Source organism: Duganella hordei (genome assembly GCF_040369125.1).
Taxonomy (GTDB): Bacteria; Pseudomonadota; Gammaproteobacteria; order Burkholderiales; family Burkholderiaceae_D; genus Rugamonas; species Rugamonas hordei.
Map to the genome: position 1 here is coordinate 19,245 of NZ_BPWI01000023.1, position 22,136 is coordinate 41,380.

Sequence of the window (22,136 nt, forward strand, 5' to 3'; positions counted from 1 at the left end):
ATCATGCGGAACTTACTTACCAACAGCAAGACTGACGTTGCGGAAGTCATCAGCCACGACGTCACTCCGCTGACCGTCAATACGGATGCGGGTGCGTATAGCAAGCTGGGTTGGCTGATCGTGCTGCTGGGCGTCGGCGGCTTTCTGTTGTGGGCCATCTTCGCGCCGCTGGACAAGGGGGTGCCTGTCAGCGGTACGGTGGCACGTGAATCGAATCGCAAGACGATTCAATACCTGAACGGTGGCACCATTGAGCAAATCCTGGTCAAGGATGGCGACGTGGTCAAGGCTGGCCAGGTGCTGGTGCGGATGAACGATGTCCAGGCGCGCGCGCAAGTCGACATCTCGCAGAGCCAGTATCTGACAGCGCGCGCGATGGAAGCGCGCCTGCTGGCCGAGCGTGCCGGCAGCAAGAGCGTCGCTTATCCTGAAGAGTTGAAGGCCCAGCGTACCGACCCGCAGACGGCGCAGGCCATGATGCAGCAGGATCAGTTGCTGATCACGCGCCAGATGGCGTTGCAGAACGAATTGTCGGCCTTCGATGAAAACATCGCGGGTCTGAAAAGCCAGCTCAGTGGCCTGACGGCTTCGCGCGATAGTAAGAAAGAACAGCTGGTGATCCTGAAGGAACAGCTTGAAGGTTTGCGTGACTTGGCCAAGGACGGCTATGTCGCCCGCAGCCGCCTGCTGGATCTGGAGCGCACCAATGTACAGCTGAGCGGCGCCGTATCTGAAGACATAGGCAATATTGGACGCACCCAGCGCCAGATCGCGGAAATCACCTTGCGCCGTGCCCAGCGTGCACAGGAATACCAGAAGGAAGTCAGTTCGCAGCTGGCGGAAATCCAGCGCGACCGTGAAGTTACCGAAAGCAAGTTACGCGCGCAAAAATACGATCTAGGCAACGTTGAGCTCAAGGCCCCGGTCGATGGGGTGGTCGTCGGCCTGAACGTCTTCACCAAGGGGGGGGTGGTGCAGTCGGGCTTCCACATGATGGATATCGTGCCGACCGATGACGCCTTGATCGTCGAAGCGCAACTGGCGGTCAATCTGATCGACAAGGTGCGTGTCGGCATGCCGGTGGAGTTGATCTTCTCGGCCTTTAACGCCAACAAGACGCCGCATATTCCGGGCACGCTGATCCAGGTATCGGCCGACCGTGCAGTGGAAGAGCGCACCGGACAACCTTACTACAAGATTCGGGCACGCGTCACGCCGGAAGGCAGCAAGCTGATCGCCGCCAAGAAGCTAGACATCCAGGCCGGTATGCCGGTGGAGATGTTCGTCAAGACCGGCGAGCGCAGCATGATGAGCTACCTGCTGAAGCCGGTCTTCGACCGCTCCAAATCGTCGATGGCGGAGGACTGATCGTGGCCCCTATGCTGAAAGTACGTCCGCGTCTGTTGGCTGGTGTGATCGCCGTCGGTGCGGCGCTGTCGTTGTACAGCCAGGGTGCGCTTGCGCTGGGCTTGATGCAGGCCTACGAGATGGCCTTGAAAAACGATCCGACCTACCGTGCGGCGTACTACTCCAACGAAGGCGGCAAGGAAAACCGCAAGCTGGGCCTGTCCAATCTGTTGCCAAATATTTCCGGTAACTGGAGCGGCAGCCAGAACCGGACCACGTTGACCGAAGCGGGCAAGGATTTTCCGCGCGACTATATTTCGCGTTCGGCGACGATATCAGTACGGCAGTCGCTGTTCAACCTGGATGGCTGGGCGCGTTACAAACAGGGCGTCGCGCAGAGCAACTACGCGCAGTCGCAGTTCGACAGCCAGAAGCAGGAAGTGATTTTCCGCGTCGTCAATGCCTATCTGGACGTGCTGTACAAGCGTGATCTGCTGGCCTTGGCCAAGGTCGAGCACGACATGTATGTCGAGCAGCGTAAAGTCAATGACCGAATGTTCGACAAAGGCGAGGGTACCAAGACCGACATGCTGGAAACCCAGGCGCGGCTGGACGTCTCCGAAGCCCAGGTATTGGAGTCGGAGGACAATCTGACGACGTCACGCGAGACCTTGGCCACGATCATCGGCGGCGAAGTCGGAGAGGTCGACGAGTTGTCGCCTGATTTCCGGATTCGCCCGGATGACGGCCAACCTTTCGAATATTGGAAGAAGGTCGCCATCGAGACCAATCCGGACATCAAGACGCTGACCTACGGCGTGGAAATCGCCTCGCAGGAAGTGAACAAGGCGCGTGCCGGCCATATGCCGCGTGTGGACTTTGTTGGCACCTATGGCAAAACGGCATCCGATTCGATCAACACCTTTGACCAGGACCAGATCATCCGCAGCGTTGGCATCCAGGTCAATATCCCGCTGTATTCCGGCGGCCAGGTCAATGCGCAGTCGCGCCAGGCGGTGGCCAGTCGCGAAAAGGCCAAGGCTGACCTGCAAGCCCAGACCGACAAGATCGTGCTGGAATTGCGCAAGGACTACAGCGTAATGTTGAGCAGCGTGAAGCGCGTCGATGCGTTGCTGAAGTCGGTGGCCTCGTCGGAGACGCTGATCAAGGCGACCGAGCAAAGCATCAAGGGTGGCGTGCGCATCAACCTCGATGCGCTCAACGCCAAGCAGCAGTTGTACACCGCCAAGCGCGATCTGGCGCAGGCACGTTATAACTATTTGCTGACGTCGCTGCGCATGCGTGCATCGGTGGGCACGCTGAATGTGGATGACGTGCGCGAAATGGCGGCGTATTTCCGCTGATTGCGGTTGGCGAAAGGAATTATGGACGACGAAATCGAAGTCACCGTGGACGGCGTCACCTTCAAGCTCAGCGAGCTGAGCGAGGAGGCCAAGGAGCAGGTCGGCAACCTGCAATTCGTCGATGCGCAGATGAGCGAGCTGAACGCCAAGCTGGCGGTGTACCAGACCGCCCGCAACGCCTACCAGGCGGCGCTGCAGCAACTGGTGCCGCGCACCACGCAATAAACCTCAATCCGCCTTGAGCTGCTCCGGGCCGCGCGCCAGGAACAGCTCCAGCTCGGCCGGCGTGCCCAGCACGTGCACGCTGTCCGGCGCCAGGTCGCTGATCGAGATCTTGCCGCCGTCGCGCAGCAGCTGGCGGTACAGCGGCGCGATGTAGCGTTCACCCCGCACCAGGTTGGCCGGATCGGCGAAGAAGCGTTCGTAGGCATCGGCATAGCCGGCGCCGTCGGCGAACCAGTACAGGCCGATCGACGCATACTCCGAAATCCGCTGCTTCTCCGCCAGGTCCACGGCCCAGCCGTCGGCGCCCAGGCGCACGAAACTCCAGTGCTCGCCCGGCACCTGGAAACACGGCACCCAGCCGTCCGATCCTTCCCGAATCTGCGACGGTTGCAGCGCCTGCGGCTCGACATAGGTATCGATGTTGTAGACCAGCAGCGGCGCATCCGCCAGCCACAGCGCGCGCGACAGGTAGGCGCTGGTGGCCTGGCCGTCGGTCAGCTCGTCCAGCTCGAGGATGCGGATGTCGGCGATGCCCAGCGCGGCGCAGCGTGCGCGCACGTACGGCGCCGAATCGTTCTCTTTCAGGCAGACGAAAATCACCCGGCTGCCGGCCGTCAGGAAGTGCTGCAGCGAGCGCATCGACCAGTCGAACAGGCTGGCGCCGTGCGCCATGATTTCGTATTTCGGCATGGTGTAGCCGGCCGCCGTGAAGCGCGAGCCGCGACCGGCCATGGTGATGACGATGTTTTGCTTCATTGATTTTCCACCAGATCCAGTATGGCGTCGGCCTTCAGCAGGAAGGCCATGACCTTGTTCGGCACGTCCAGGTGCAGCGGCAGCATCGACAGGAACAGCGAGGCCTCGCCCAGCCGCACGATGCGCTCGTCGTGCCCGGACGCCTTCAGCTGGCGCTGGAACACCGGCTTCAGCGACGCGTGGTTGCTGTGCTCCAGGTGCAGCTGCAGCGCGTTGCCGTCGTCGAAGCCGATGCGGTACAGGTTGTTGTTGATGAAGTCGTAGTCGCCCAGCGCGCTGTGCGACAGCTTGCAGATGTCGTACAGCGGATGGGTCCACAGCGCCTCCTCGCTGACGGCGCCGCGCGGATCGATCAGCCGCAGCAGGTAGCGCTGCTGGTCGTACAGCACGTTCGAGAAGCACGGGTCGCCGTGGCCGATCGCCATGTGGTCGAAGGCAAAGCTTTTCTCGTGGCGCTGGTACAACCGGCGGAAGCGCTCGACCTGCGCCGCCAGCGTCAGGTGGGGCGAGGCGCTGGCGGCCAGCGCGTCGATGCGGCGGCCCGCGTCGGTGGCCAGGAATTGTTCGGCGCGCTGCTCCAGCTTGGTGACGAACAGCGCGCGCGCGGCGGCGGCCGACTCGGCCTTGCCGCAGGCGCGCCGCGGCCGCTCGGCCATGAAGAACAGCAGGCGCTCGACGAAGCTGTCGAAGGCGTCGGCGTCGAAGGCGCCGTGCACCCATTGCAGCGCGGCGTCGGCCAGGTAGTAGCGCAAGGTGCGGTAGGAGGCGCGGCCGTCGCTCTCCTGGTAGTCGAACGGTTGCACCAGCCATGGCCGCATGGCTTCCGGCACCAGGCCGTAGAACGCGTATTCGGCGCGCATCTTGGCCACGTCGGCCGAGCTCTTGGTGTAGTAGTAGGCGTCCAGCTTGACCTGATTGAAGTGGCGCGCGGCGGTGGCGCCGCTGATGAAGGACAGGAAGTCGCGCATGCGCGCCAGGTCCAGCGGCTGCACCGAGGCGATGCGCTGGCAGCCGTGCCACGCCAGTTCCCAGCGGTGCAGCGGCGCGGCGCTGAATTCCTGCCATTGCTCGACCAGGCGGTGGGCGTTGCGCAGGAATACCAGCAGCGGCTGGTACAGGCGGTCGGTGAAATCTTCCTCGGCATAGGGCAGGCGCTCGACCAGCTGCAGCAGCCGTTCGGCCTCGGCGAAGCCGGCGCGGCCGGCGATGACGCAGACGCCGCATTCCTCGCCGCTGGTTTCGAGCGCGGCGCGCAGCGCCGGCAGGTCGTCGGCGCCGCGCAGGTGGATCAGGCGGCTGGCGGCCCAGGCCGGCAGGCCGGCGCGGAAGTGGTCGACCAGGCGGCGGCGCTGGAACATGATGTCGCCGAAGCGGCGCGCGCCGACCACGCCGCGCACGTCGCCGGCGGCGATTTCGCGGTCGTCCAGTATCAGCAGTATGTTGTCGTGCAGGGTGGACATATCAGGGCCTTGTGTGTCGGATGCGGGCGGCCAGCGCGAGGCCGGCCAGGAACAGCAGGGTCAGGGCGACCAGCGCCAGCGAGCGGTACAGGCCATACGCGGCCGAGCCGCTGCCGGCCAGGCTGGCCATGACGCCGCTGGCGAACAGGCCGGCGAAGCCGGACCAGCCGTCGGCCATCAGCTGGATGAACAGTGCCAGCGCGGCGATCTCCAGCACCCAGATCAGCAGCGACACCAGCAGGAAGCCGGCCAGCCGGCCCTCGACCGCGCGGTAGATGGCCAGCTCCAGCTGGCGCAGCGCATGGCTGGCGCGCAGCAGGCGCAGGCCGCGCGCGCTGTGGCTGCTCAACACCAGGTGCCGGTTCAGGTAGACGAAGGTCTTGGCCACGGCGAACAGCGCGGTCAGCGCGAAGGCGCTGACGACGACGAACAGCACGAACACCAGCCGCATCGCCGGCGGCACGTCGACCCGCAGCAGATACAGGCCGAGGATCAGCGTGGCCAGCACCAGCACGTCGCCGAAGCGTTCGGCCAGCCACACGGCCAGCGCTTCGCGCCGGTAGTCGTAGACGTGGAACAGCGCGGCCAGCCGCAGCACTTCGCCGATCTTGAACGGCAGCAGGCTGCTAGGGAAGGCGGTCAGCGCGTGGGCGGCGGCCAGCGCCGGCGCCTTGTCGCGCTGGTTCAAGGTCAGCAACGCCAGCCGCAGCATGCGCGACAGATGGGCCGCGCCATACAGCGCGCAGACGGCCAGCAGCAGCGGCGTGTCGCCGTGGTGCAGCAGCTCGGCCACCGGCGTCCAGTGCATCAGCAGCCACAGCGGCACCAGCAGCGCCAGCGCCGTGCAGTAGGCCGGGACCAGCCGGGGCGCCGCGCGTATCATGGATGCGAGCCTGCGGCGGACGGTTTGTCCTGTACCGGCGCCTGGTTGTGGACGATCTGGCCGGTATAGGCGTCGATGGCGCGGGCGCGCAGGTCGCGCCGCAGGAAGCCGCCGCGTCCCAGCAGGAAGCCGCCCAGCAGCGACAGCACCTTGAAGGCCTGGCGGAACAGCCGCACGTTCGAGACCTGGTCTTCCTCGCGCCAGCTGATGGGGAAGAAGCGCACGCGCTGGCCGCGGTGATAGCTGGCCAGCAGCATCACGTAGTTGAAGGTCAGGTCGTCGGGGAAGCCGCGATAGTAGAACTCGCGCAGCGCCGCCAGCTTGTACAGGTTCAGGCCGGAGCCCAGGTCGCTGATGCGGCGCCAGGCCACCAGCGAGAACAGCTTGTTGTACACCACGTTGCCGACCGTGCGCAGCGTCGAGTAGCCTTGCAGGCGGCTGCCGCGCATGAAGCGCGCGCCCAGCAGGCAATCGGCGTCCAGGTGCGCGCCTTGCTCCAGTTGCGGGATCAGGTCGGCGATGCTGGCCTGGTCGTCGCCGTGCAGCACCACCAGGTAGTCGTAGCCCTGCTCGATGGCGTAGCGCATGGCGGCCTTGTGCGAACCGCCCAAACCGTAGTTGTCGTCGTTGCGCCATGCGATGAAGTGGCAGCCGGTCAGCTTCTCGCGGCCGCGCTCGATGGCCGCTTCCAGCGTGCGGTCGGGCGAGCGGTTGTCGACCACCATCACGGTGTCGATCCAGCCTTGGACGCGCTGGTCGAACTGGTCGATGACGCGCACCAGCTGCGCCTCGCAGCGGTAGGCGGGAATGAAGACCAGGATGCGTGGACGGGGTGTGTTCATGGTTTTATGGTGCTCGCATGGTGCGGGTCAGCGTCTTCATGAAGATGAAGTTGGTGACCAGGTTGAACGGGGTGATGAAGATCTTGGCGACCAGCGGGTTGGGCAGCGCGGCCGCGACCAGTCCCAGGATGTGGGAGTAGGCGAGGATGGACAGCAGCTGGTAGCCCCAGTAGATCAGCAGGTGGCGTCCGCCGCGCGGGCCGCTGTGCTGGAACACCGACTTGAGCGAGGTGAACCAGACGAAGGTGACGCCGGCGTACGACGACGCGATATTGGCCAGCGGCGCCGGGCAGCCGGCCAGCTTGACCAGCAGCGTGAAGGTGGCCATGTCGCACAGCCAGCCCAGGCCGGACAGCGCGACGAAGCGCAGCAGCATCGTCATTTCTTGGCCGCGCGGCGCGCGAGGTAGTCGGCCTTGACGCGGGCCATGGTGGTGTCGAGCTGGTCGCCGTCGTACAGCCAGATCTGCATGCGGTCGACCGGGCAGGCCTGGATGCGGCTGGGCGGCGGCAGCAGCTTGCCGATGGTGTCCGGCGTGTAGTCGAACTGGCCGCCGGCGCCGTTGTCGCGCAGCAGCGCGAAGTTGTAGTGCTGGTGCGCCGGATAGTTTTGCGGACGCAGCAGCGGACCCAGGGTGGTCACCCAGAACATCGGCACCGTGTCGTTGGTGGTGATCGTCACCGGATTGTGGCGCGGCAGGTAGTAGCTGATGGCGCTGCCGTTCCAGTAGTCGCCGATGCCGGCCTTGAGCGGGAAGCCGCCGGCCTCGATCGCCTTCAGGCAGTCGGCCACGCTGCTGGCCATGTCGACGTTGGGTTGTTGCTGGCGCGTGACCTGGACGGCGCCGGCGGCGATGACGGCCGCGCCGAGCACGGCGCCCACGTGCCAGGCCAGCGCGCGGCGGCGGTGATGGTGGTCCAGCAGGATCACGGCCAGCACGCAGGCCAGCGTCAGCGGGAAGGTGAAGTAGCGGTAGGAGTTCAGGTCGCCGAAGCCGGACGACAGCACCGAGCCGGCCACGGTGACCGGCAGCGCCACGCACAGCAGCGCGGCGGCGGCGCCGTAGCGCCAGCCGAGATCGCCGCCCAGGCGCGGCCAGCGCAGCGCCGGGCCGGCCGGATCCAGCTCCAGCCGGCGCAGCAGCGCCACCAGCAGGTAGCCCAGCACCAGCAGCAGCGCGATGGCCAGCGCCTGCACCCAGTGGTTGGACGGCGAGAACGCGGCGGCGGTGGCCTGCATGAACAGCTTGAGCGAGTTGCCGACCGTCTCGGGCGAGGCGTGCGCGTGGCCTTCGTAGGGGATGTTACGGATCAGCAGCGCTTCCAGCGCCGAGGCCAGCAGCTGCGAGGCGGCCAGCAGGCCGAGCAGGCGCCAGGCCTGGCGGCGCCAGCGCAGCGGCAGGTGCGACTGTTTCGGCAGGGCGATCAGCGCCAGCGCCGCCAGCACCACCAGCGGCGTGACGAAGGTCAGCGCGAACAGCCGGGTCGAGGCCTTGGCGGCGGCGATCAGCAACACCAGCAGCAGCGCCGTGCTCCAGCGCGGCGCGGCCAGGTGACGCAGCAGCAGGCCCAGCCCGACCAGGCCGGCCATGGTGGCGCCGAGGTGGTTGTTGGTGCTGTAAAAATAAAACCACATGCCCGAGGCGGACGCGGTCAGCGTCACGTAGGCCAGCAACAACAGCAGCGCGGCCTGCGCCGAGCGGCTCAGTTGCGGCGCGACCTGGCGCGCGCACCACAGCGCGGCGGCGCCCAGCAGCAGCACCTGCGCGGCCGACACCGCGAAGATGCGGCCGGGCGCGTCGGGCCACAGCGGATAGGCGATCAGGTACAGCAGCATGTCGGGCACGAAGGCGGGGGCCTGGACGAATTTCCATTCCGTCCAGCGTCCGCCGTGCTGGAACAGGTCGGTGAACAGGGAATCGAGGAACAGCGTGTCGCTGTTCAGCGTGACTTTGAAGCGCAGCAGCGTAGCGGTGGCGGCAAGCAGCAGCCAGGCCGCCGCCAGTTTGATTTTTTCGATGGACATTGTTGTTGTGTTCGTTTCCGGCAGGGAATTGCCTGATTATAAAGCTTATCAGCCTGGGAACGAACCACAACTGTCGAGCCGGCCCGGTTAACCCTTGTAGCAGTGCGGGCAGGACTTCTCGTACACATACTCCGGCGACAGTTGCTGGCGCGGGGTGACCACGGCGCGGCAGACGAAGCATTGCACGGTCTCGGTCGGTTCCAGTTTCGGGTTCAACGCGGTGCGGTAGTCGAACACGAAGCAGTCGCCGGTGTAGTGGGCGCCGCCGACTTCCTCGAAGTACTTGAGGATGCCGCCTTCGAGCTGGTAGACGTTTTCGTAGCCGATGTTCTGCATGTGGATCGCGGCTTTTTCGCAGCGGATGCCGCCGGTGCAGAAGGTGACCACGGTCTTGCCCTCGAAGTCGCCCTTGTGGGCGGCGATCACTTCAGGGAACTCGGTGAACTTCTTGATGCGGTAGTCGACCGTGTTGTCGAAGGTGCCGACGTCGACCTCGAAGTCGTTGCGGGTGTCGACCATGACCACCGGCTTGCCGTGGTCGTCGACGCCGTTGTCTAGCCAGCGCTTGAGCGTGTGCGCCTCGACGAACGGCGCGCGGCCTTCCTCCGGCTTGATCAGCGGCATGCGCATGGTGATGATTTCTTTTTTGATCTTGACCAGCATGCGCTTGTGCGACTGCTCGACCGAATAGCTTTCCTTCACTTCCAGGTCGGCGAAGCGGGCGTCCGCGCGCACCCAGGCCAGGTACTCGTCGATGTGCGAGCGCGGGCCGGACAGGAACATATTGATGCCCTCGGGCGTCAGCAGGATGGTGCCCTTGAGGCCGAGCCGCTTGCAGATGTCCTGGTACAGCGGACGCATCTCTTCGGTGTTGTCGAAGGTGACGAACTTGTAGGCGGCAATGTTGACGTGAGCGGCAGCGGCAGCGATGGCGGCGGCATGCGCTTCAGCTTGTAAAGCAGTATTAGCGTGCATGATGGAATGAGATCAAATTGAAGAGCCGACATTATACGCGTTAGTGTGGCATTTTATCGAGGGTCTGCACAAAAAATGAGCACCGCAACGCATTGAACAAGCGTAAAATCAAACTAGGTCGTGAACTAGGTCGAGGTCGCCATGTACAAAGAGATCGGCGCATTTGATGCGAAGGCAAAACTTTCTGAATTGCTGCGCGAAGTGCGCGGGGGGCAGCGCTATACCATCACGGTTCGCGGCGAGCCGGTGGCGGATCTGGTGCCGTTTGGCAGTGCCACGGCTGGCAGCAGTCATGCCGCAGTGGAGGCGATGCGGCAACTCAAGAAAATCACGGGCGTCGATGGACATCAGGTGCTGGAATGGATAGGCGAGGGGCGCCGATGATGTTGGTGCTGGATGCGTCCATGGTGCTGTCCTGGATCTTTGAGCGGGCGGACGCCGCAGAGCGGGATCTCGCCGACCGGGCGCTGCAGGCTTTGTCCGGGGCGTCGGCCAGCGTGCCTGCGCTGTGGCATGTTGAAGTTGCCAATGCCTTGCTGGTCGGAGAGCGCCGCCGCGTCATCACCCCCGTCCAGGGCGCCGATTTCCTGCGGCGGCTGGATCGGCTGTCTATCCGCGTCGACGTCGCCGAAACCGCGGCGCATCGGGACGCGATCATGGCATTGGCCAGGCTATACGACCTGACCGCGTACGATGCGTGCTATTTGGAATTGGCGTTGCGCAGCAGCGGTGCACTCGCCAGCTTCGATGCCAAGCTGATCAAAGCTGCGGGCGCGGCGGGCATCGCCGTATTTCAATAGCCCGCCGGCCGTCAGCCGGGGCCAAGCGCCGCCAGCGCAGCCCTTGCTTGCGCGACGCAGTCGGGTGGCAGCCAGGCTTGCGACAGGCATCTCAGCGGCTCGCGCTGAAGGGCGGGCGGCATTTCCTGCGCCAGCTTCAGCAGGGCCGCATGGCCGCGCCGCTGATCGCGCTCCAGCGGGATGTGGCCCACACTCATCAGACGCAACAGGTCGGTTAGCCGGGCGAACGCGTCTGCGCGATGGGGCGGCGAAAGTTCCGTCAGGTCTGCGACCAGGTGCTGGAAAGCGGCCACAGGCCGGTCGCCGCTGTGCTGGATCTTGTTGGTCAGCGCAGCGATGCGTTCGGCGCGCAGCGGCTCCCGCACGCGGCGCACTGCCGCGCGCGCCGTGGCATATTGCTCCGGGTTGGCTATGTTGGGTATCAGGGCGTCGGCGCGGACCGTGCGCATCTGCGCGTCCAGCGCGGCACGCTGGACGGATCCGGTAAGGCTGAGGGCCAGCAGGTCGCGTGGATCTTGCAAGTACACACCGACGTCGGCAATCAATTCGTCTGGCAGATTTCCCATGCGTAGCACCGCCTTGGAGATGCCGTGGCGGTTGGTTGTCGTCACCTGCGTCACGCCGGCTTGCGCCTGGGCTGTCCCGGCTTCGCCGGGGCGCAGATACTGCGCGCCGGCGTCGGCCGGCGGCAAGGGGGGAAGACTGGTCGGGAAGCTGGGCATGGTTGTCGTGGATGGCTGGGCCCGGCGGTGGGCGTATGCCCATGAGTAGCCATGCCCGCCATATTGTTCCATCGCACCAGGCCGCCGCACGGTAAAATAGCCGGATATCGAACCAGCAACGAGCGGCATATGAACATGGTAGCAAACGAACAAGAAGTGGTGGCCAACCCGGCGGTAACTTCAGCGGTAGCCCCGGTCGGACCGGCTTTCGTCCATCTGCGGGTGCACTCGGAGTATTCCATCGTCGACGGCCTGGTCCGCATCGACGACCTGGTCGGCGCCGCCGCCAAGGACAAGCAGGCCGCGCTGGCCGTCACCGACCTGGCCAATATGTTCGGCATGGTCAAGTTCTACAAGGCCGCGCGCGGCAAGGGCATCAAGCCGGTGGTCGGCGTCGACGTCTGGATCACCAACGACGACAACCGGGAAAAGCCGTCGCGCCTGATGCTGTTCGCGAAAAACCGCATGGGCTATCTGCAGCTGTGCGAACTGCTGTCGCAAGCCTGGCTGACCAACCAGTACAAGGGCCGCGCCGAGATCCGCACCGAGTGGCTGGCCGAGCTGACTTCCAAGACCTATGCGCTGCTGCCCGACGACAGTCCGGCCAACGGCCTGATCGTGCTGTCCGGCGCGCACTTCGGCGACGTCGGCCAGGCCATCGAGAACGGCAACCCGGCGCTGGCCGAAAAGAACGCCGAGAAGTGGGCCAAGCTCTTCCCCGGTCATTTCTACGTCGAGATCCAGCGCGCCGGCCAGGCCAACCAGGAAACCCAGGTGCGCCACGCGGTCGCGCTGGCGGCCAAGCTGGGCCTGCCGGTGGTGGCCACCCATCCGGTGCAGTTCATTTCCAAGGACGAGTTCATCGCCCATGAAGCCCGCACCTGTATCGCCGAAGGCGAGATGCTGGCCAATAACAAGCGGGTGCGCAGGTTCAACGAGCAGATGCGCTTCCTGTCGCAGGCGGAAATGCGCGAGCTGTTCCACGACCTGCCGGCCGCGCTGCAGAACTCGGTGGAGATCGCCAAGCGCTGCAACCTGACGCTGACCCTGGGCAAGCCGCAGCTGCCGAACTTCCCCACGCCGGGCATGACCATCGACGACTTCCTGCGCGCGGAAACCAAGAAGGGCCTGGAGGAGCGCCTGGTGCAGCTGTACCCGGACCCGGAAAAGCGCGAGGCCAACCGCAAGCGCTACGAGGACCGGCTGGAGTTCGAGAACAACACCATCATCAACATGAAGTTCCCCGGCTACTTCCTGATCGTGGCGGAGTTTATCCAGTGGGGCAAGAACAACGACGTGCCGATCGGGCCCGGCCGCGGTTCGGGCGCCGGTTCGCTGGTGGCGTACGCGCTGAAGATCACCGACCTCGATCCGCTCAAGTACAACCTGCTGTTCGAGCGTTTCCTCAATCCCGAACGCGTCTCGATGCCCGACTTCGACATCGACTTCTGCCAGGAGAAGCGCGACCTGGTGATCCAGCACGTCAAGGACCTGTACGGCCGCGACGCCGTGTCGCAGATCGCCACCTTCGGTACCATGGCGGCCAAGGGCGCGATCCGCGATGTCGGCCGCGTGATGGACTTCGGCTACAACTTCTGCGACGGCGTGTCCAAGCTGATTCCGTTCAAGCCGGGCAAGCCGGTGTCGATCGCCGAGGCGATCGAGGAAGAGCCGATGCTCAAGGAGCGCCAGCAAAATGAAGAGGAAGTGGCGCAGCTGCTGGACCTGGCGCAGCAGGTCGAAGGCATCACCCGCAACATCGGCATGCACGCCGGCGGCGTGCTGATCGCGCCGGGCAAGCTGACCGACTTCTGCCCGCTGTACACGCAGGGCGGCGACGGCGGCGTGGTGTCGCAGTACGACAAGGACGACGTCGAGGCCGTGGGCCTGGTCAAGTTCGACTTTTTGGGCCTGACCACGCTTACCATCCTCGACCGCGCGGTGCGCTACATCAAGGCGCTCGATCCGAAGGAGGCCGATTTCGACCTGGCCAAGCTGCCGCTGAACGACCGCCCGTCCTACGAGCTGCTGACCAAGGCCAAGACCGTGGCCGTGTTCCAGCTGGAGTCGCGCGGCATGCAGGGCATGCTGAAGGACGCGCGTCCCGACCGCTTCGAGGACATCATCGCGCTGGTGGCGCTGTACCGTCCGGGCCCGATGGACCTGATCCCGGATTTCTGCAAGCGCAAGCACGGCGAGAAATTCGACTATCCCGATCCGCGCACCGAATCCATTTTGTCCGAAACCTACGGCATCATGGTGTACCAGGAGCAGGTGATGCAGATGGCGCAGATCGTCGGCGGCTACTCGCTGGGCGGCGCCGACATGTTGCGCCGCGCGATGGGTAAGAAAAAAGCCGAGGAGATGGCGGAGCACCGCGAGATCTTCCGCGCCGGCGCGGCCAAGGACGGTCTGTCCGCGCAGAAGGCAGACGAGATCTTCGACTTGATGGAAAAGTTCGCTGGCTACGGCTTCAACAAGTCGCACGCCGCCGCCTACGCGCTGCTGTCCTACCACACCGCCTACCTGAAGGCGCACCATCCGGCCGCGTTCATGGCGGCCAATATGTCGCTGGCGATGGAGGACACCGAGAAGGTCAAGATCCTGGTCGAGGACTCGATCGACATCTGCGGCCTGACCATCCTGCCGCCGGACATCAACAAGTCCGACTTCCGCTTCATGCCGGACGGCCCGCCGCCTTCGGTGACCGGCAAGAAGGTCACGCAGATCCGCTACGGCCTGGGCGCCTGCAAGGGCGCCGGCCAGAACGCGATCGAGGCCATCATCGCCGCGCGCACCGCCGGCGGTCCGTTCACCAGCCTGTTCGACTTCTGCAAGCGCGTCGACAAGAAGCAGATCAACCGCCGCACCATCGAATCGCTGATACGCGCCGGCGCCTTCGATTGCCTGAACATCGACCGCGCGATCCTGCTGGCCTCGGTCAGCTTCGCCATGGAGTGCGCGGACCAGGAGGCCAAGGCGGCCAACCAGGTCAGCCTGTTCGGCGGCGACGATTCCGACCTGGTGGCGCCGCCGGAATACGTCAAGGCCGCGCCGTTCACCGACCGCCAGAAGCTGGCCGAGGAAAAGATCGCGCTGGGATTCTATCTGTCCGGCCACATGTTCGACTCGTTCGCGCCGGAAGCGCGCCGCTTCGCCCGCACCAAGCTGTCCGAGCTGGAGCCGTCGCGCGAGCCGCGCATGCTGTGCGGCGTGATCACCGGCATCCGTCCGCAGATGACGCAGCGGGGCAAGATCCTGATCGTCACCCTGGACGACAAGACCGCGGTGGTCGAGGTGACCGTGTATGCCGAGGTGTTCGAAGAGAACAAGCGCATGTTCAAGGACGACGAGTTCCTGGCCGTGGTGGGCAAGGTGTCGGAAGACCGCTTCTCGGGCGGCTTGCGCATCTCGGCCGAGAAGGTGTTCGACATCGTCACCGCGCGGGTCAACTACGGCAAGCAGCTGGGCATGGCCTTGCCGACCACGGTCGACGTGCGCAAGGTGGCCGAGGTGCTGGCGCCGCACCGCCACGCGGACGGCCTGCCGGTGTCGGCGCGCATCACGCCGCAGGGCGTCAGCTGCGTGCTGCAGCTGGGCGAGGGCTGGCGCGTGGCGCCGTCGGACGAACTGCAACTGGCGCTGCAGCAGGTGCTGGGCGCCAGGGACGTCGCGATCGAGTATTGATCAGTGATCAGAGCTGCTGGTTCACGCCGGTGATGGCGTATCCCTTGGCTCCGATCTGCTGCAGCGGGTGAACGATATGGTAGCGGGACAGGTCGTCCTGGTTGTCGTCGACTTCCACCTGCTGGGCTTCGGGGTGCCAGTCGGTATTGGTGGCTTCCTCGGGGATGGGCTTTCCTTCCGGCACAGCCAGATAGCTGTGCTTGCCCTTCGCTTCATCTCGGCAATAAATATCCACTCGCATGGCACCCTCCTTGGACGAAAAGGCCATGGTACCGGAATTTTTATGCCAATGCGTATTCGTCGCCGTCGCGTGCGCCGGGTGCCAAGGTGGAATAGTTCTGGCTCAGCGGCGTCGGCACCGCCTCGAAGCGCGGCGCCTGCAGGCCGCCGCGGATGGCTTCGGCCAGCGCGGTCAGCGTGTCGTGGCGCTTGCGCGCCTCCGAGCGTTTCTTCGACGCGATGGCGGCCAGGTCCGGCGGATTGATCGCCTCGCAGTCCAGCTGGTAGTCGCCGTCGGCGCGCGGGCGCGCCTCCATCTCCTGCCACAGCGCATTGTAGTCGGCGTGCACCTTGCCCTGGCGGGTGGCGCCGCACACGGCGCGGTTGGCGTTGCCGACCAGTCGCAGCTCGGCGCAGCCGTAGTCGTGGCCGATCTGGCCCAGCAGCTTGACCATCATGTTCTTCGGCCGCAGGCCGTGCAGTTCGCGGGTCGCGTCCTTGATCAGCTGCAGGCCCTGCTCGCCCTTCGGCCCCTGCATGCAGCCTATGCCCAGCACCGTGCCCCGCTCGCCCTGGAAGAACGAGAACGCGCAGCTGTAGACCAGCTCGGCATCCTGCATCAGTTGCAGCACCAGCTCGCCTTCGCGCTCCATCGGTTCGATCGCCCGCAGCCGGATCTGGTAGGGCAGGCCGGACTTGCCGCTCACGCCGCCCAGCACCACCGGGCCGCGCGCGGCGCGCACCGTCAGCGGGCCCAGGCCGTGGCGGAACACGAAGCGGTAGTGCTGCCGCAACAGTTCTACGCGCTGCGTGCAGTCCATCGTGTTGCTCAGATAGGGGCGGTAAATCTTGTAGACCAGTCGCGGACGGGCCTTGACCAGCTCGGCGAACAGCGGATGGGAATTGAGCAGCTGCAGCCAGCCATAGGTGGCTTGGCGGTGCAGGGCGGCGCGCAGCGACAGCTTGAGCGTTTCGCGCAGGTGCTTCAGGCCTTGAAAATCTGCTGCGCCGGAACGGATGGTGATTAAGTGCGACATCGTGACGTCTCTCTTGAAAACGGGCTGCAAAGGGCTGTAGTGCGGCAGCTGCACGAGAGACACGACCTGCGGCGCTAGGGTGGGGCGCGGCGATCTGACAGGTTGAAACCTGTGTCTTCAAGTCAATGGGAGGTGCCATTACGATAAGCAACGAGTGTATCCATCGTGTAACGTAATGTAAATTGGGGTAAAGGCGTACGCATTCCACTTAATAATTGCGGCGCGCAATTCACTGCTGTGCTATAGAGGGAATGCCAAACCCTTAAGGGTTACACGTAGGTGGAAAAAGCAATGCGCGATGGGTTTTGCCCATGCATAATGCTACATTACGATACATCACACGCTACCGAACGCATTATCGCCCGATGGCCCAATCCCGTCTCCGCCACCTCGAATTTCCAGCGTTTATCGCGCTGTACCTGCTGTTCGACTGGGCCACCTATATCGATCCGCTGTACGGGCTGAACATCACGCCGTGGAATCCGGATCCGGCGCTGGGGCTGGTGTTCTGGCTGCGCCATGGCTGGCGCGCGGCGCTGCCCTGGTTCCTCGCGCTGGTCGGCGGCGACCTGCTGGTGCGCGGCATGCCGGCCGGCATGCTGGTGACCTTGCTGTCGTCGCTGTGGCTGACCGTGGGCTACGGCCTGATCGGCGCGGCGCTGCGGCGCCAGTTCGGCGGCGGAGGCGTGTTCGACAACCGCGACCGGCTGTTCCGCTGGGTGCTGATCGTGGCGCTCGGCACGCTGATCAACGACCTGGTCTATATTTCGCTGCTGTCGGCGGCGGGGCTGATCCCGGCCGGGCAGTGGGGCATGGCGGTGCTGCGCTTCGGCATCGGCGACATGGTGGGCGTGCTGGTCTCGATGCCGCTGATCTGGATGCTGTCGACCGCGCCGGGCCGCCAGCGGCTGCGCACCATCGTCTGGCGCGCCGAGACGGTGAGCTACCTGGCGCTGGCCCTGTTCGTGCTCTGGATGGTGTTCGGCACCATCGCCACGTCCGAGTTCAAGCATTTTTACTTCCTGTTCCTGCCGGTGATCTGGGCCGCGTTCCGCCAGGGCCTGTACGGCACGGCGCTGATGGTGTTCGCGCTGCAGGCCGGCATCGGCGCGCTGGTCAAGTGGAACCACGCGGTCGATATCGCCGTGCCGGAGCTGCAGATGCTCGACGCGATGCTGGCGCTGGTGGGCTTTTCGATCGGCATCGCGGTCGATGAGCTGCGCAAGGTCGCGGCCGACTTGAAGCAAACGCTGCGGCTGGCGGCGGCGGGCGAGATGGCCGCCGCGCTGGCGCATGAGCTGAACCAGCCGCTGACGGCGCTGGCCACCTACGGCAAGGCGTGCGAATACCTGCTCGAGCGGGGCGAGGCAGGCAGCAGCGAGATGCTGAAGAGCGCGATCCAGCGCATGATCGCCGAGTCGGGCCGGGCCGCCGAAGTGGTGCGGCGGCTGCGCGATTTCTTCCGCACCGGCGCGATGAAGCTGGAGCCGGTCGAGGCCGGCCAGCTGGTGTCGGGCATCAGCCAGCAGTTCTTCAGCCAGCTGCGCGAGCAGGGCGTCGAGCTGCAGGTGCGCGAGATACCGCAGCTGTCGGTGCTGGCCGACCGCCTGCAGCTGGAACTGGTGCTGCGCAACCTGATCGCCAACGCGATCGAGGCGGTGCAGGAGCAGCCGGCCGGCGCGCGCCGCATCACGCTGTCGGCCGAAAAGCTCGACAGCCAGCGCGGCTGCCTGCAGCTGTCGGTCGAGGACAGCGGCAAGGGCGTGTCGGCGGCGCTGGCCGCGCGCCTGTTCGAGCCGTTCGTGTCGTCCAAGGCCAGCGGCCTGGGCCTGGGACTGGTGCTGAGCCGCGCGATCATGGAGGCGCACGGCGGTTCGCTGTGGGCCGAGGTGGGCGACCACGGGATTTTCAGGATGGCGCTGCCGTTGGCGCGCAGCGGGGAATACAAGCCCGAACAAGATGGAGAACAGGTGAGCTATGCAGCATGATTTGACCGTATTCATCGTCGACGACGACCCTTCCGTGCGCGACGCCCTCAGCCTGCTGCTGGGCGTGCGCGGCTACCGCACGGCGATGTTCGCCAGCGGCGAAGCCTTCCTGCAGGCGTGGCAGGCCTCGTGGTCCGGCTGCCTGCTGATCGATATCCGCATGTCCGGCATGGACGGCCTGAGCCTGCAGCAGGAGCTGACCGCGCGCGGCTGCCGCATACCGGTGATCATCATGAGCGGGCACGGCGACGTCAGCATGGCGCGCGCGGCGTTCAAGGCCGACGCGGTGGACTTCCTGGAAAAGCCGTTCGACGACGCCAAGCTGATCGCCGCCATCGACGAGGCGCTGGGCCGCGCCCGCGCCGACTACAGCGAGCGGCAGCGCCGCAGCCGCAGCCGGGACCTGCTGGACGAGCTGACGCCGCGCGAGCGGGAAGTGATGCAGCTGGTGGTGCTGGGCCGCCACAACCGCGAGATCGGCCCGGCGCTGGGCATCAGCGTGCGCACGGTGGAGGTGCACAAGGCGCGCCTGATGAGCAAGCTGGGGGTCGACAACGTGGCCGACCTGGTGCGCATCAGCATGCTCGACGGCGAAGCCTGAGCCGGCCCTTCAACCCTTTAGTCCTTCAATCCCTTGACCGCCAGCACGGTGCGCTCCCTGGCCCGCTGCAGCACGGTGGCGCGGTTGCTGGTTTCCTGGTCGCGCGCGTTTTCGCGGTGCCACAGGTGCAATACCTCGGTGGCATAGGCGCCGTCCTTGCGCATCACCCCCGCATTGAACAGCCGTACCACCAGGTCGGAGTCCTCGTGGCCCCAGCCGAGGAAGCTTTCGTCGAAGCCGTTGACCAGGTCCAGGTCCGAGCGCCACACGGCCAGGTTGCAGCTCTTGATGCGGCGCCAGGTGAAGCGGCGGCTGGTGCGGCCCACATCCGGCAAGGTCAGCAGCAGCGGCAGCACCTTGTTCAGCGCGCCGCTGCGGCGCCAGGCCAGCTTTTCGGCCGTGCCCAGCGCTTGCAGGTCCAGGTGCTGCGCCAGCACGCGCGCGGTGGCCTCTTCGCTGAGCAGGATGCGGCTGCCCTGGACCAGGTAGCCGCGCTGCGCCAGCTTGCGGTGCTGGCTGATAAAATTACGCTGCGGCACGCAATCGCCGTCGAGGAAGACGATGTAGTCGCCACGGGCGTCCAAGGTGCCGAGGTTGCGGGCGCGGGCGGCGCGGAAGCCCAGGTCCTCCTGCCACACATGGCGCAGCGGCACCGGCGAGCGCGCCTGCAGCGCCGCCACCGCCTGCTGCGTGTTGTGGCCGGAGCCGTCATCAGCGATAATGATTTCGAATCCGGCATCGTCCTGTGCGAAGCAGGCCTCGACCACGGCGGTCAGGGCGTCCGGGCGGTTGTAGGTGGTGATGACGACGGAAATGGTAGAGGATGGCATAGAGGATGTTTTGCGCTTGCAGGGCATGGCGATGTCGATACATTGCCGTCTTGCAATATAAAACTATAAAAATGAATGAATAATACCTTACCAAAGAATTCCGCCAGCTCAGTCTTTATCCACAGCCTGATTTTCATGCTGCCCTTCCTGGCGCTGATCAGCAGTTTCGGGGTCGGCCTCTGCAGTTTCGCCTTTTTGCTGGCGGCCATCGTCTGCCGGCGCCGCGCCTGGCCGGCGCTGCAGCACCACCTGCCGTCGGTGCGCGGCGTGCTGATCGCCTTCGGTCTGGCGCTGGGGCTGGCCTTGCTCAACTTCTGGTTCAGCGCCGGCGCGCTGCTGCGCGACCTGGAAAAACCCAGCCGCATGCTGGCCGCGGCCACCGTCATGCTGACGGTGCTGGCGCTGCGTCCCAGCCGCAAGGCCCTGTGGTGGGGCCTGATCGCCGGCTCCATGGCCGGCGCCGCCTTCATCGCCTACCAGCGCTGGGGCATGGGCGTCGAGCGTCCCGGCGGCCTGATCAACTCGATCACCTTCGGCGACATCGTCCTGTGCATGGGCCTGCTGTGCCTGGCCGGCATGCTCGATTTCGCCGGCCGCGCCGCGATCTGGCCCGGGCTGGGCGCGCTGGCCGGCCTGACCGGCTCGATCGCTTCCGGCACGCGCGGCGGCTGGGTGGCGATCATTTGCGCCATCATCGTGCTGGTGCGCTATGGCCACGTGCTGCGCGGCCGCCTGCGCAAGGGGCTGGCGCTGCTGGCGCTGGCGCTCATGGTGAGCACTTACTTTATCCCGCAGACGGGCGCCCGCATGCGCATCGACCAGGGCATCAGCGACATCCAGCAATACATGAGCGGCGGCGAGACCTACACCAACGTCGGCGTCCGCCTGGAGCTGTGGCGCGGCGCGCTGCGGCTGATCGAACGCCGTCCGCTGCTGGGCGCCAACGCGGCCACCGAGCGCGAGGAACTGGCGGCGCTGGTGGCGGCGCACCAGGTCCATCCCTACGTGCTGGAGTTCCCGCACTACCATAACGACATCCTGCAGGCGCTGGTGTTCGGCGGCGTGGTGGGCCTGCTGGTATGGGGCGCCACGCTGGTGGCGCCTTTCCTGTTCTTCGTGCGCCTGCTGAACCGTCCGGAATCGGCGGCGGCCGGCGTCACCGCGCCGGCGCTGGCCGGCCTGCTGCTGGTGCTGAGCTACTTCAGCTTCGGCCTGACGGAAGTGATCTTCTGGTCGGTGCGCAGCTGCATGTTCTACGCGCTGATGCTGTTCCTGCTGATCGGCTTGTGCCTGAACGCGCAGGAAAGGACGACCCCATGACCCATGATTCCTCGTCACCGCGCACGCTGGTGATCTCGCCCAACTGGATCGGCGACGCGGTGATGGCGCAGCCCTTGCTGCAGCTGCTGCGGGCCGCCCATCCCGAGCGGCCGATCGACGTGCTGGCGCCGCCGGCGGTGTCGCCGGTGTGGCGGCAGATGGCCGAAGTCGACGAGGTGCTGGAGACGCCGTTCCGCCACGGCGCCCTGCAGCTCAAGGAGCGCTGGAAATATGCGCGCATGCTGCGCCGGCGCGGCTATGCCGACGCCTATGTGCTGCCGAACACCATCAAGTACGCGCTGATCCCCTGGCTGGCCGGCATCAGGCGCCGCGTCGGCTACAAGGGCGAGAGCCGCCATGGCCTGATCAACGTGATGCACTTCGACGAAGCGCCGCCGCGCCCGATGACGGCGTTCTACGCGGCGCTGGCGGCGCCGCCGGTGACGGTGCAGGGCGCGGCCACGCGCGCGGCGCTGCCGCGGCCGCGGATGGCGGCCAGCGCGGCGCAGATCGCCGCCGTTTGCGTCCGCACCGGCATCGATGAGGCGCGGCCGCTGGTGGCGTTTGCGCCGGGAGCGGAATTCGGCGGCGCCAAGCGCTGGCCGGCGCGCCACTTCGCCGGCCTGGCGCAAGCCATCCTGGCGCGCGACCCGGCCACGCAGATCGCCCTGCTCGGATCGCCGAAGGACAAGGAGGCCTGCGCCGAGGTGGCGCAAGATCTGCCGGCGCAGGCGGTGTTCAACCTGGCCGGCGCCACCAGCCTGGCCGAAGCGATCGCGCTGATCGCGCGCGCCGCCGCCGTGGTCAGCAACGACTCCGGCCTGCTGCATATCGCCTCGGCGCTGAACCGCCCGGTGGTGGCGCTGTACGGCCCCACCGATCCCGATCATGCGCCGCCGTTTTCCGACCTCGCCGCCTCGATTTCGCTGCGCCTCGATTGCGCGCCCTGCAAGCAGCGCGAATGCCCGCTCGGCCACCAGGATTGCATGGTCAAGATGACGCCGGACCTGGTCTGGCACCGTTTGCAGCCGATGCTGTCGGCACCCTAGGGCGGC

21 protein-coding genes are annotated in these 22,136 nt (G+C 65.7%); 10 read left to right on the top strand and 11 right to left on the bottom strand.

All coding sequences use genetic code 11. From position 1 onward, the window contains the following. The first annotated feature begins 3 nt into the window (after nt 1–3). The 3 genes from ABWW33_RS29895 to ABWW33_RS29905 are packed head-to-tail and all read left to right on the top strand — an operon-like array spanning nt 4 to nt 2,936. On the top strand, nt 4–1,368 hold the full coding sequence (locus ABWW33_RS29895) for an HlyD family type I secretion periplasmic adaptor subunit (RefSeq protein ID WP_353405078.1): 1,365 nt from the start codon (nt 4–6) through the stop codon (nt 1,366–1,368). Between the two features lie 11 nt (nt 1,369–1,379). Continuing rightward, nucleotides 1,380–2,711, top strand: a complete 1,332-nt coding sequence (locus tag ABWW33_RS29900; protein ID WP_353405079.1) for a TolC family outer membrane protein — start codon at nt 1,380–1,382, stop codon at nt 2,709–2,711. A 21-nt stretch (nt 2,712–2,732) separates the two neighbouring features. Beyond that, on the top strand, nt 2,733–2,936 hold the full coding sequence (locus ABWW33_RS29905) for a hypothetical protein (RefSeq protein WP_353405080.1): 204 nt from the start codon (nt 2,733–2,735) through the stop codon (nt 2,934–2,936). A 3-nt stretch (nt 2,937–2,939) separates the two neighbouring features. On the opposite strand, the gene ABWW33_RS29910 is transcribed toward ABWW33_RS29905, so the two are convergent. The 7 genes from ABWW33_RS29910 to ABWW33_RS29940 form a co-directional block, all read right to left on the bottom strand. Further along, nucleotides 2,940–3,692, bottom strand: a complete 753-nt coding sequence (locus ABWW33_RS29910; protein WP_353405081.1) for a glycosyltransferase family 2 protein — start codon at nt 3,690–3,692, stop codon at nt 2,940–2,942. Next, nucleotides 3,689–5,152, bottom strand: a complete 1,464-nt coding sequence (locus ABWW33_RS29915) for a hypothetical protein (RefSeq protein ID WP_353405082.1) — start codon at nt 5,150–5,152, stop codon at nt 3,689–3,691. Before ABWW33_RS29915 ends, ABWW33_RS29910 begins: the two co-directional genes overlap by 4 nt. 1 nt (nt 5,153) lies before the next feature. Further along, nucleotides 5,154–6,035 carry a lysylphosphatidylglycerol synthase domain-containing protein gene (locus ABWW33_RS29920; RefSeq protein WP_353405083.1) on the bottom strand — a complete coding sequence of 294 codons (882 nt, stop codon included), beginning with the start codon at nt 6,033–6,035 and terminating at the stop codon, nt 5,154–5,156. Next, on the bottom strand, nt 6,032–6,877 hold the full coding sequence (locus ABWW33_RS29925; protein WP_353405085.1) for a glycosyltransferase family 2 protein: 846 nt from the start codon (nt 6,875–6,877) through the stop codon (nt 6,032–6,034). The genes ABWW33_RS29920 and ABWW33_RS29925 overlap by 4 nt, the downstream gene beginning before the upstream one ends. 4 nt (nt 6,878–6,881) lie before the next feature. Beyond that, nucleotides 6,882–7,259, bottom strand: coding sequence for a GtrA family protein (locus ABWW33_RS29930; protein ID WP_353405086.1), 378 nt, complete (start codon nt 7,257–7,259; stop codon nt 6,882–6,884). Next, nucleotides 7,256–8,902 (bottom strand): hypothetical protein, encoded by a 1,647-nt coding sequence (locus ABWW33_RS29935; RefSeq protein WP_353405088.1) that lies wholly within the window; start codon nt 8,900–8,902, stop codon nt 7,256–7,258. Before ABWW33_RS29935 ends, ABWW33_RS29930 begins: the two co-directional genes overlap by 4 nt. Nucleotides 8,903–8,989: 87 nt before the next feature. Continuing rightward, complete coding sequence (locus ABWW33_RS29940) at nt 8,990–9,877, bottom strand: sulfurtransferase (protein WP_353405090.1); 888 nt, start codon at nt 9,875–9,877, stop codon at nt 8,990–8,992. Nucleotides 9,878–10,018: 141 nt separating this feature from the next. On the opposite strand from ABWW33_RS29940, the gene ABWW33_RS29945 reads away from it, so the two are divergent. Continuing rightward, a complete protein-coding gene (locus ABWW33_RS29945) occupies nt 10,019–10,261 on the top strand; it encodes a type II toxin-antitoxin system Phd/YefM family antitoxin (RefSeq protein WP_353405091.1) in 243 nt (80 codons plus the stop codon). Then, nucleotides 10,258–10,677 carry a type II toxin-antitoxin system VapC family toxin gene (locus ABWW33_RS29950; RefSeq protein ID WP_353405093.1) on the top strand — a complete coding sequence of 140 codons (420 nt, stop codon included), beginning with the start codon at nt 10,258–10,260 and terminating at the stop codon, nt 10,675–10,677. The genes ABWW33_RS29945 and ABWW33_RS29950 overlap by 4 nt, the downstream gene beginning before the upstream one ends. An 11-nt stretch (nt 10,678–10,688) precedes the next feature. On the opposite strand, the gene ABWW33_RS29955 is transcribed toward ABWW33_RS29950, so the two are convergent. Continuing rightward, on the bottom strand, nt 10,689–11,399 hold the full coding sequence (locus ABWW33_RS29955; RefSeq protein WP_353405095.1) for a hypothetical protein: 711 nt from the start codon (nt 11,397–11,399) through the stop codon (nt 10,689–10,691). Nucleotides 11,400–11,528: 129 nt separating this feature from the next. Here ABWW33_RS29955 and dnaE point away from each other — a divergent pair, with 129 nt between their 5' ends. Continuing rightward, nucleotides 11,529–15,086, top strand: a complete 3,558-nt coding sequence (gene dnaE / locus ABWW33_RS29960) for a DNA polymerase III subunit alpha (RefSeq protein WP_353405096.1) — start codon at nt 11,529–11,531, stop codon at nt 15,084–15,086. 7 nt (nt 15,087–15,093) lie between these two features. On the opposite strand, the gene ABWW33_RS29965 is transcribed toward dnaE, so the two are convergent. Together ABWW33_RS29965 and ABWW33_RS29970 are read right to left on the bottom strand one after the other, a co-directional pair. After that, complete coding sequence (locus ABWW33_RS29965) at nt 15,094–15,327, bottom strand: DUF6139 family protein (protein WP_353405097.1); 234 nt, start codon at nt 15,325–15,327, stop codon at nt 15,094–15,096. Between the two features lie 40 nt (nt 15,328–15,367). After that, entirely contained in the window at nt 15,368–16,342 is a 975-nt protein-coding gene (locus tag ABWW33_RS29970) for a VirK/YbjX family protein (RefSeq protein ID WP_353405098.1), read from the bottom strand. Nucleotides 16,343–16,707: 365 nt separating this feature from the next. Here ABWW33_RS29970 and ABWW33_RS29975 point away from each other — a divergent pair, with 365 nt between their 5' ends. Both ABWW33_RS29975 and ABWW33_RS29980 read left to right on the top strand, forming a co-directional pair. Continuing rightward, nucleotides 16,708–18,330, top strand: a complete 1,623-nt coding sequence (locus tag ABWW33_RS29975) for a sensor histidine kinase (protein WP_353405099.1) — start codon at nt 16,708–16,710, stop codon at nt 18,328–18,330. Then, on the top strand, nt 18,320–18,931 hold the full coding sequence (locus ABWW33_RS29980) for a response regulator transcription factor (protein WP_353405101.1): 612 nt from the start codon (nt 18,320–18,322) through the stop codon (nt 18,929–18,931). Before ABWW33_RS29975 ends, ABWW33_RS29980 begins: the two co-directional genes overlap by 11 nt. A 17-nt stretch (nt 18,932–18,948) precedes the next feature. Here ABWW33_RS29980 and ABWW33_RS29985 read toward each other — a convergent pair whose 3' ends face one another. Further along, nucleotides 18,949–19,761: a glycosyltransferase family 2 protein gene (locus tag ABWW33_RS29985; RefSeq protein ID WP_353405102.1), complete on the bottom strand. Its 813-nt coding sequence runs from the start codon at nt 19,759–19,761 to the stop codon at nt 18,949–18,951. A 75-nt stretch (nt 19,762–19,836) separates the two neighbouring features. Between ABWW33_RS29985 and ABWW33_RS29990 the strand changes: the two genes are divergently transcribed. Then, the gene (locus tag ABWW33_RS29990) at nt 19,837–21,081 is read left to right on the top strand and encodes an O-antigen ligase family protein (protein ID WP_353405103.1); all 1,245 of its coding nucleotides are present in this window, start codon (nt 19,837–19,839) and stop codon (nt 21,079–21,081) included. Further along, a complete protein-coding gene (gene waaF / locus ABWW33_RS29995) occupies nt 21,078–22,130 on the top strand; it encodes a lipopolysaccharide heptosyltransferase II (protein WP_353405104.1) in 1,053 nt (350 codons plus the stop codon). The genes ABWW33_RS29990 and waaF overlap by 4 nt, the downstream gene beginning before the upstream one ends. Nucleotides 22,131–22,136 lie beyond the last annotated feature (6 nt).

Bases quoted from the DNA above. Each gene is read 5' to 3' on its own strand.
- ABWW33_RS29895 (WP_353405078.1), top strand. From the start codon at position 4: ATGCGGAACTTACTTACCAACAGCAAGACTGACGTTGCGGAAGTCATC.
- ABWW33_RS29900 (WP_353405079.1), top strand. From the start codon at position 1,380: ATGCTGAAAGTACGTCCGCGTCTGTTGGCTGGTGTGATCGCCGTCGGT.
- ABWW33_RS29905 (WP_353405080.1), top strand. From the start codon at position 2,733: ATGGACGACGAAATCGAAGTCACCGTGGACGGCGTCACCTTCAAGCTC.
- ABWW33_RS29910 (WP_353405081.1), bottom strand. From the start codon at position 3,692: ATGAAGCAAAACATCGTCATCACCATGGCCGGTCGCGGCTCGCGCTTC.
- ABWW33_RS29915 (WP_353405082.1), bottom strand. From the start codon at position 5,152: ATGTCCACCCTGCACGACAACATACTGCTGATACTGGACGACCGCGAA.
- ABWW33_RS29920 (WP_353405083.1), bottom strand. From the start codon at position 6,035: ATGATACGCGCGGCGCCCCGGCTGGTCCCGGCCTACTGCACGGCGCTG.
- ABWW33_RS29925 (WP_353405085.1), bottom strand. From the start codon at position 6,877: ATGAACACACCCCGTCCACGCATCCTGGTCTTCATTCCCGCCTACCGC.
- ABWW33_RS29930 (WP_353405086.1), bottom strand. From the start codon at position 7,259: ATGACGATGCTGCTGCGCTTCGTCGCGCTGTCCGGCCTGGGCTGGCTG.
- ABWW33_RS29935 (WP_353405088.1), bottom strand. From the start codon at position 8,902: ATGTCCATCGAAAAAATCAAACTGGCGGCGGCCTGGCTGCTGCTTGCC.
- ABWW33_RS29940 (WP_353405090.1), bottom strand. From the start codon at position 9,877: ATGCACGCTAATACTGCTTTACAAGCTGAAGCGCATGCCGCCGCCATC.
- ABWW33_RS29945 (WP_353405091.1), top strand. From the start codon at position 10,019: ATGTACAAAGAGATCGGCGCATTTGATGCGAAGGCAAAACTTTCTGAA.
- ABWW33_RS29950 (WP_353405093.1), top strand. From the start codon at position 10,258: ATGATGTTGGTGCTGGATGCGTCCATGGTGCTGTCCTGGATCTTTGAG.
- ABWW33_RS29955 (WP_353405095.1), bottom strand. From the start codon at position 11,399: ATGCCCAGCTTCCCGACCAGTCTTCCCCCCTTGCCGCCGGCCGACGCC.
- dnaE (WP_353405096.1), top strand. From the start codon at position 11,529: ATGAACATGGTAGCAAACGAACAAGAAGTGGTGGCCAACCCGGCGGTA.
- ABWW33_RS29965 (WP_353405097.1), bottom strand. From the start codon at position 15,327: ATGCGAGTGGATATTTATTGCCGAGATGAAGCGAAGGGCAAGCACAGC.
- ABWW33_RS29970 (WP_353405098.1), bottom strand. From the start codon at position 16,342: ATGTCGCACTTAATCACCATCCGTTCCGGCGCAGCAGATTTTCAAGGC.
- ABWW33_RS29975 (WP_353405099.1), top strand. From the start codon at position 16,708: ATGGCCCAATCCCGTCTCCGCCACCTCGAATTTCCAGCGTTTATCGCG.
- ABWW33_RS29980 (WP_353405101.1), top strand. From the start codon at position 18,320: ATGCAGCATGATTTGACCGTATTCATCGTCGACGACGACCCTTCCGTG.
- ABWW33_RS29985 (WP_353405102.1), bottom strand. From the start codon at position 19,761: ATGCCATCCTCTACCATTTCCGTCGTCATCACCACCTACAACCGCCCG.
- ABWW33_RS29990 (WP_353405103.1), top strand. From the start codon at position 19,837: ATGAATAATACCTTACCAAAGAATTCCGCCAGCTCAGTCTTTATCCAC.
- waaF (WP_353405104.1), top strand. From the start codon at position 21,078: ATGACCCATGATTCCTCGTCACCGCGCACGCTGGTGATCTCGCCCAAC.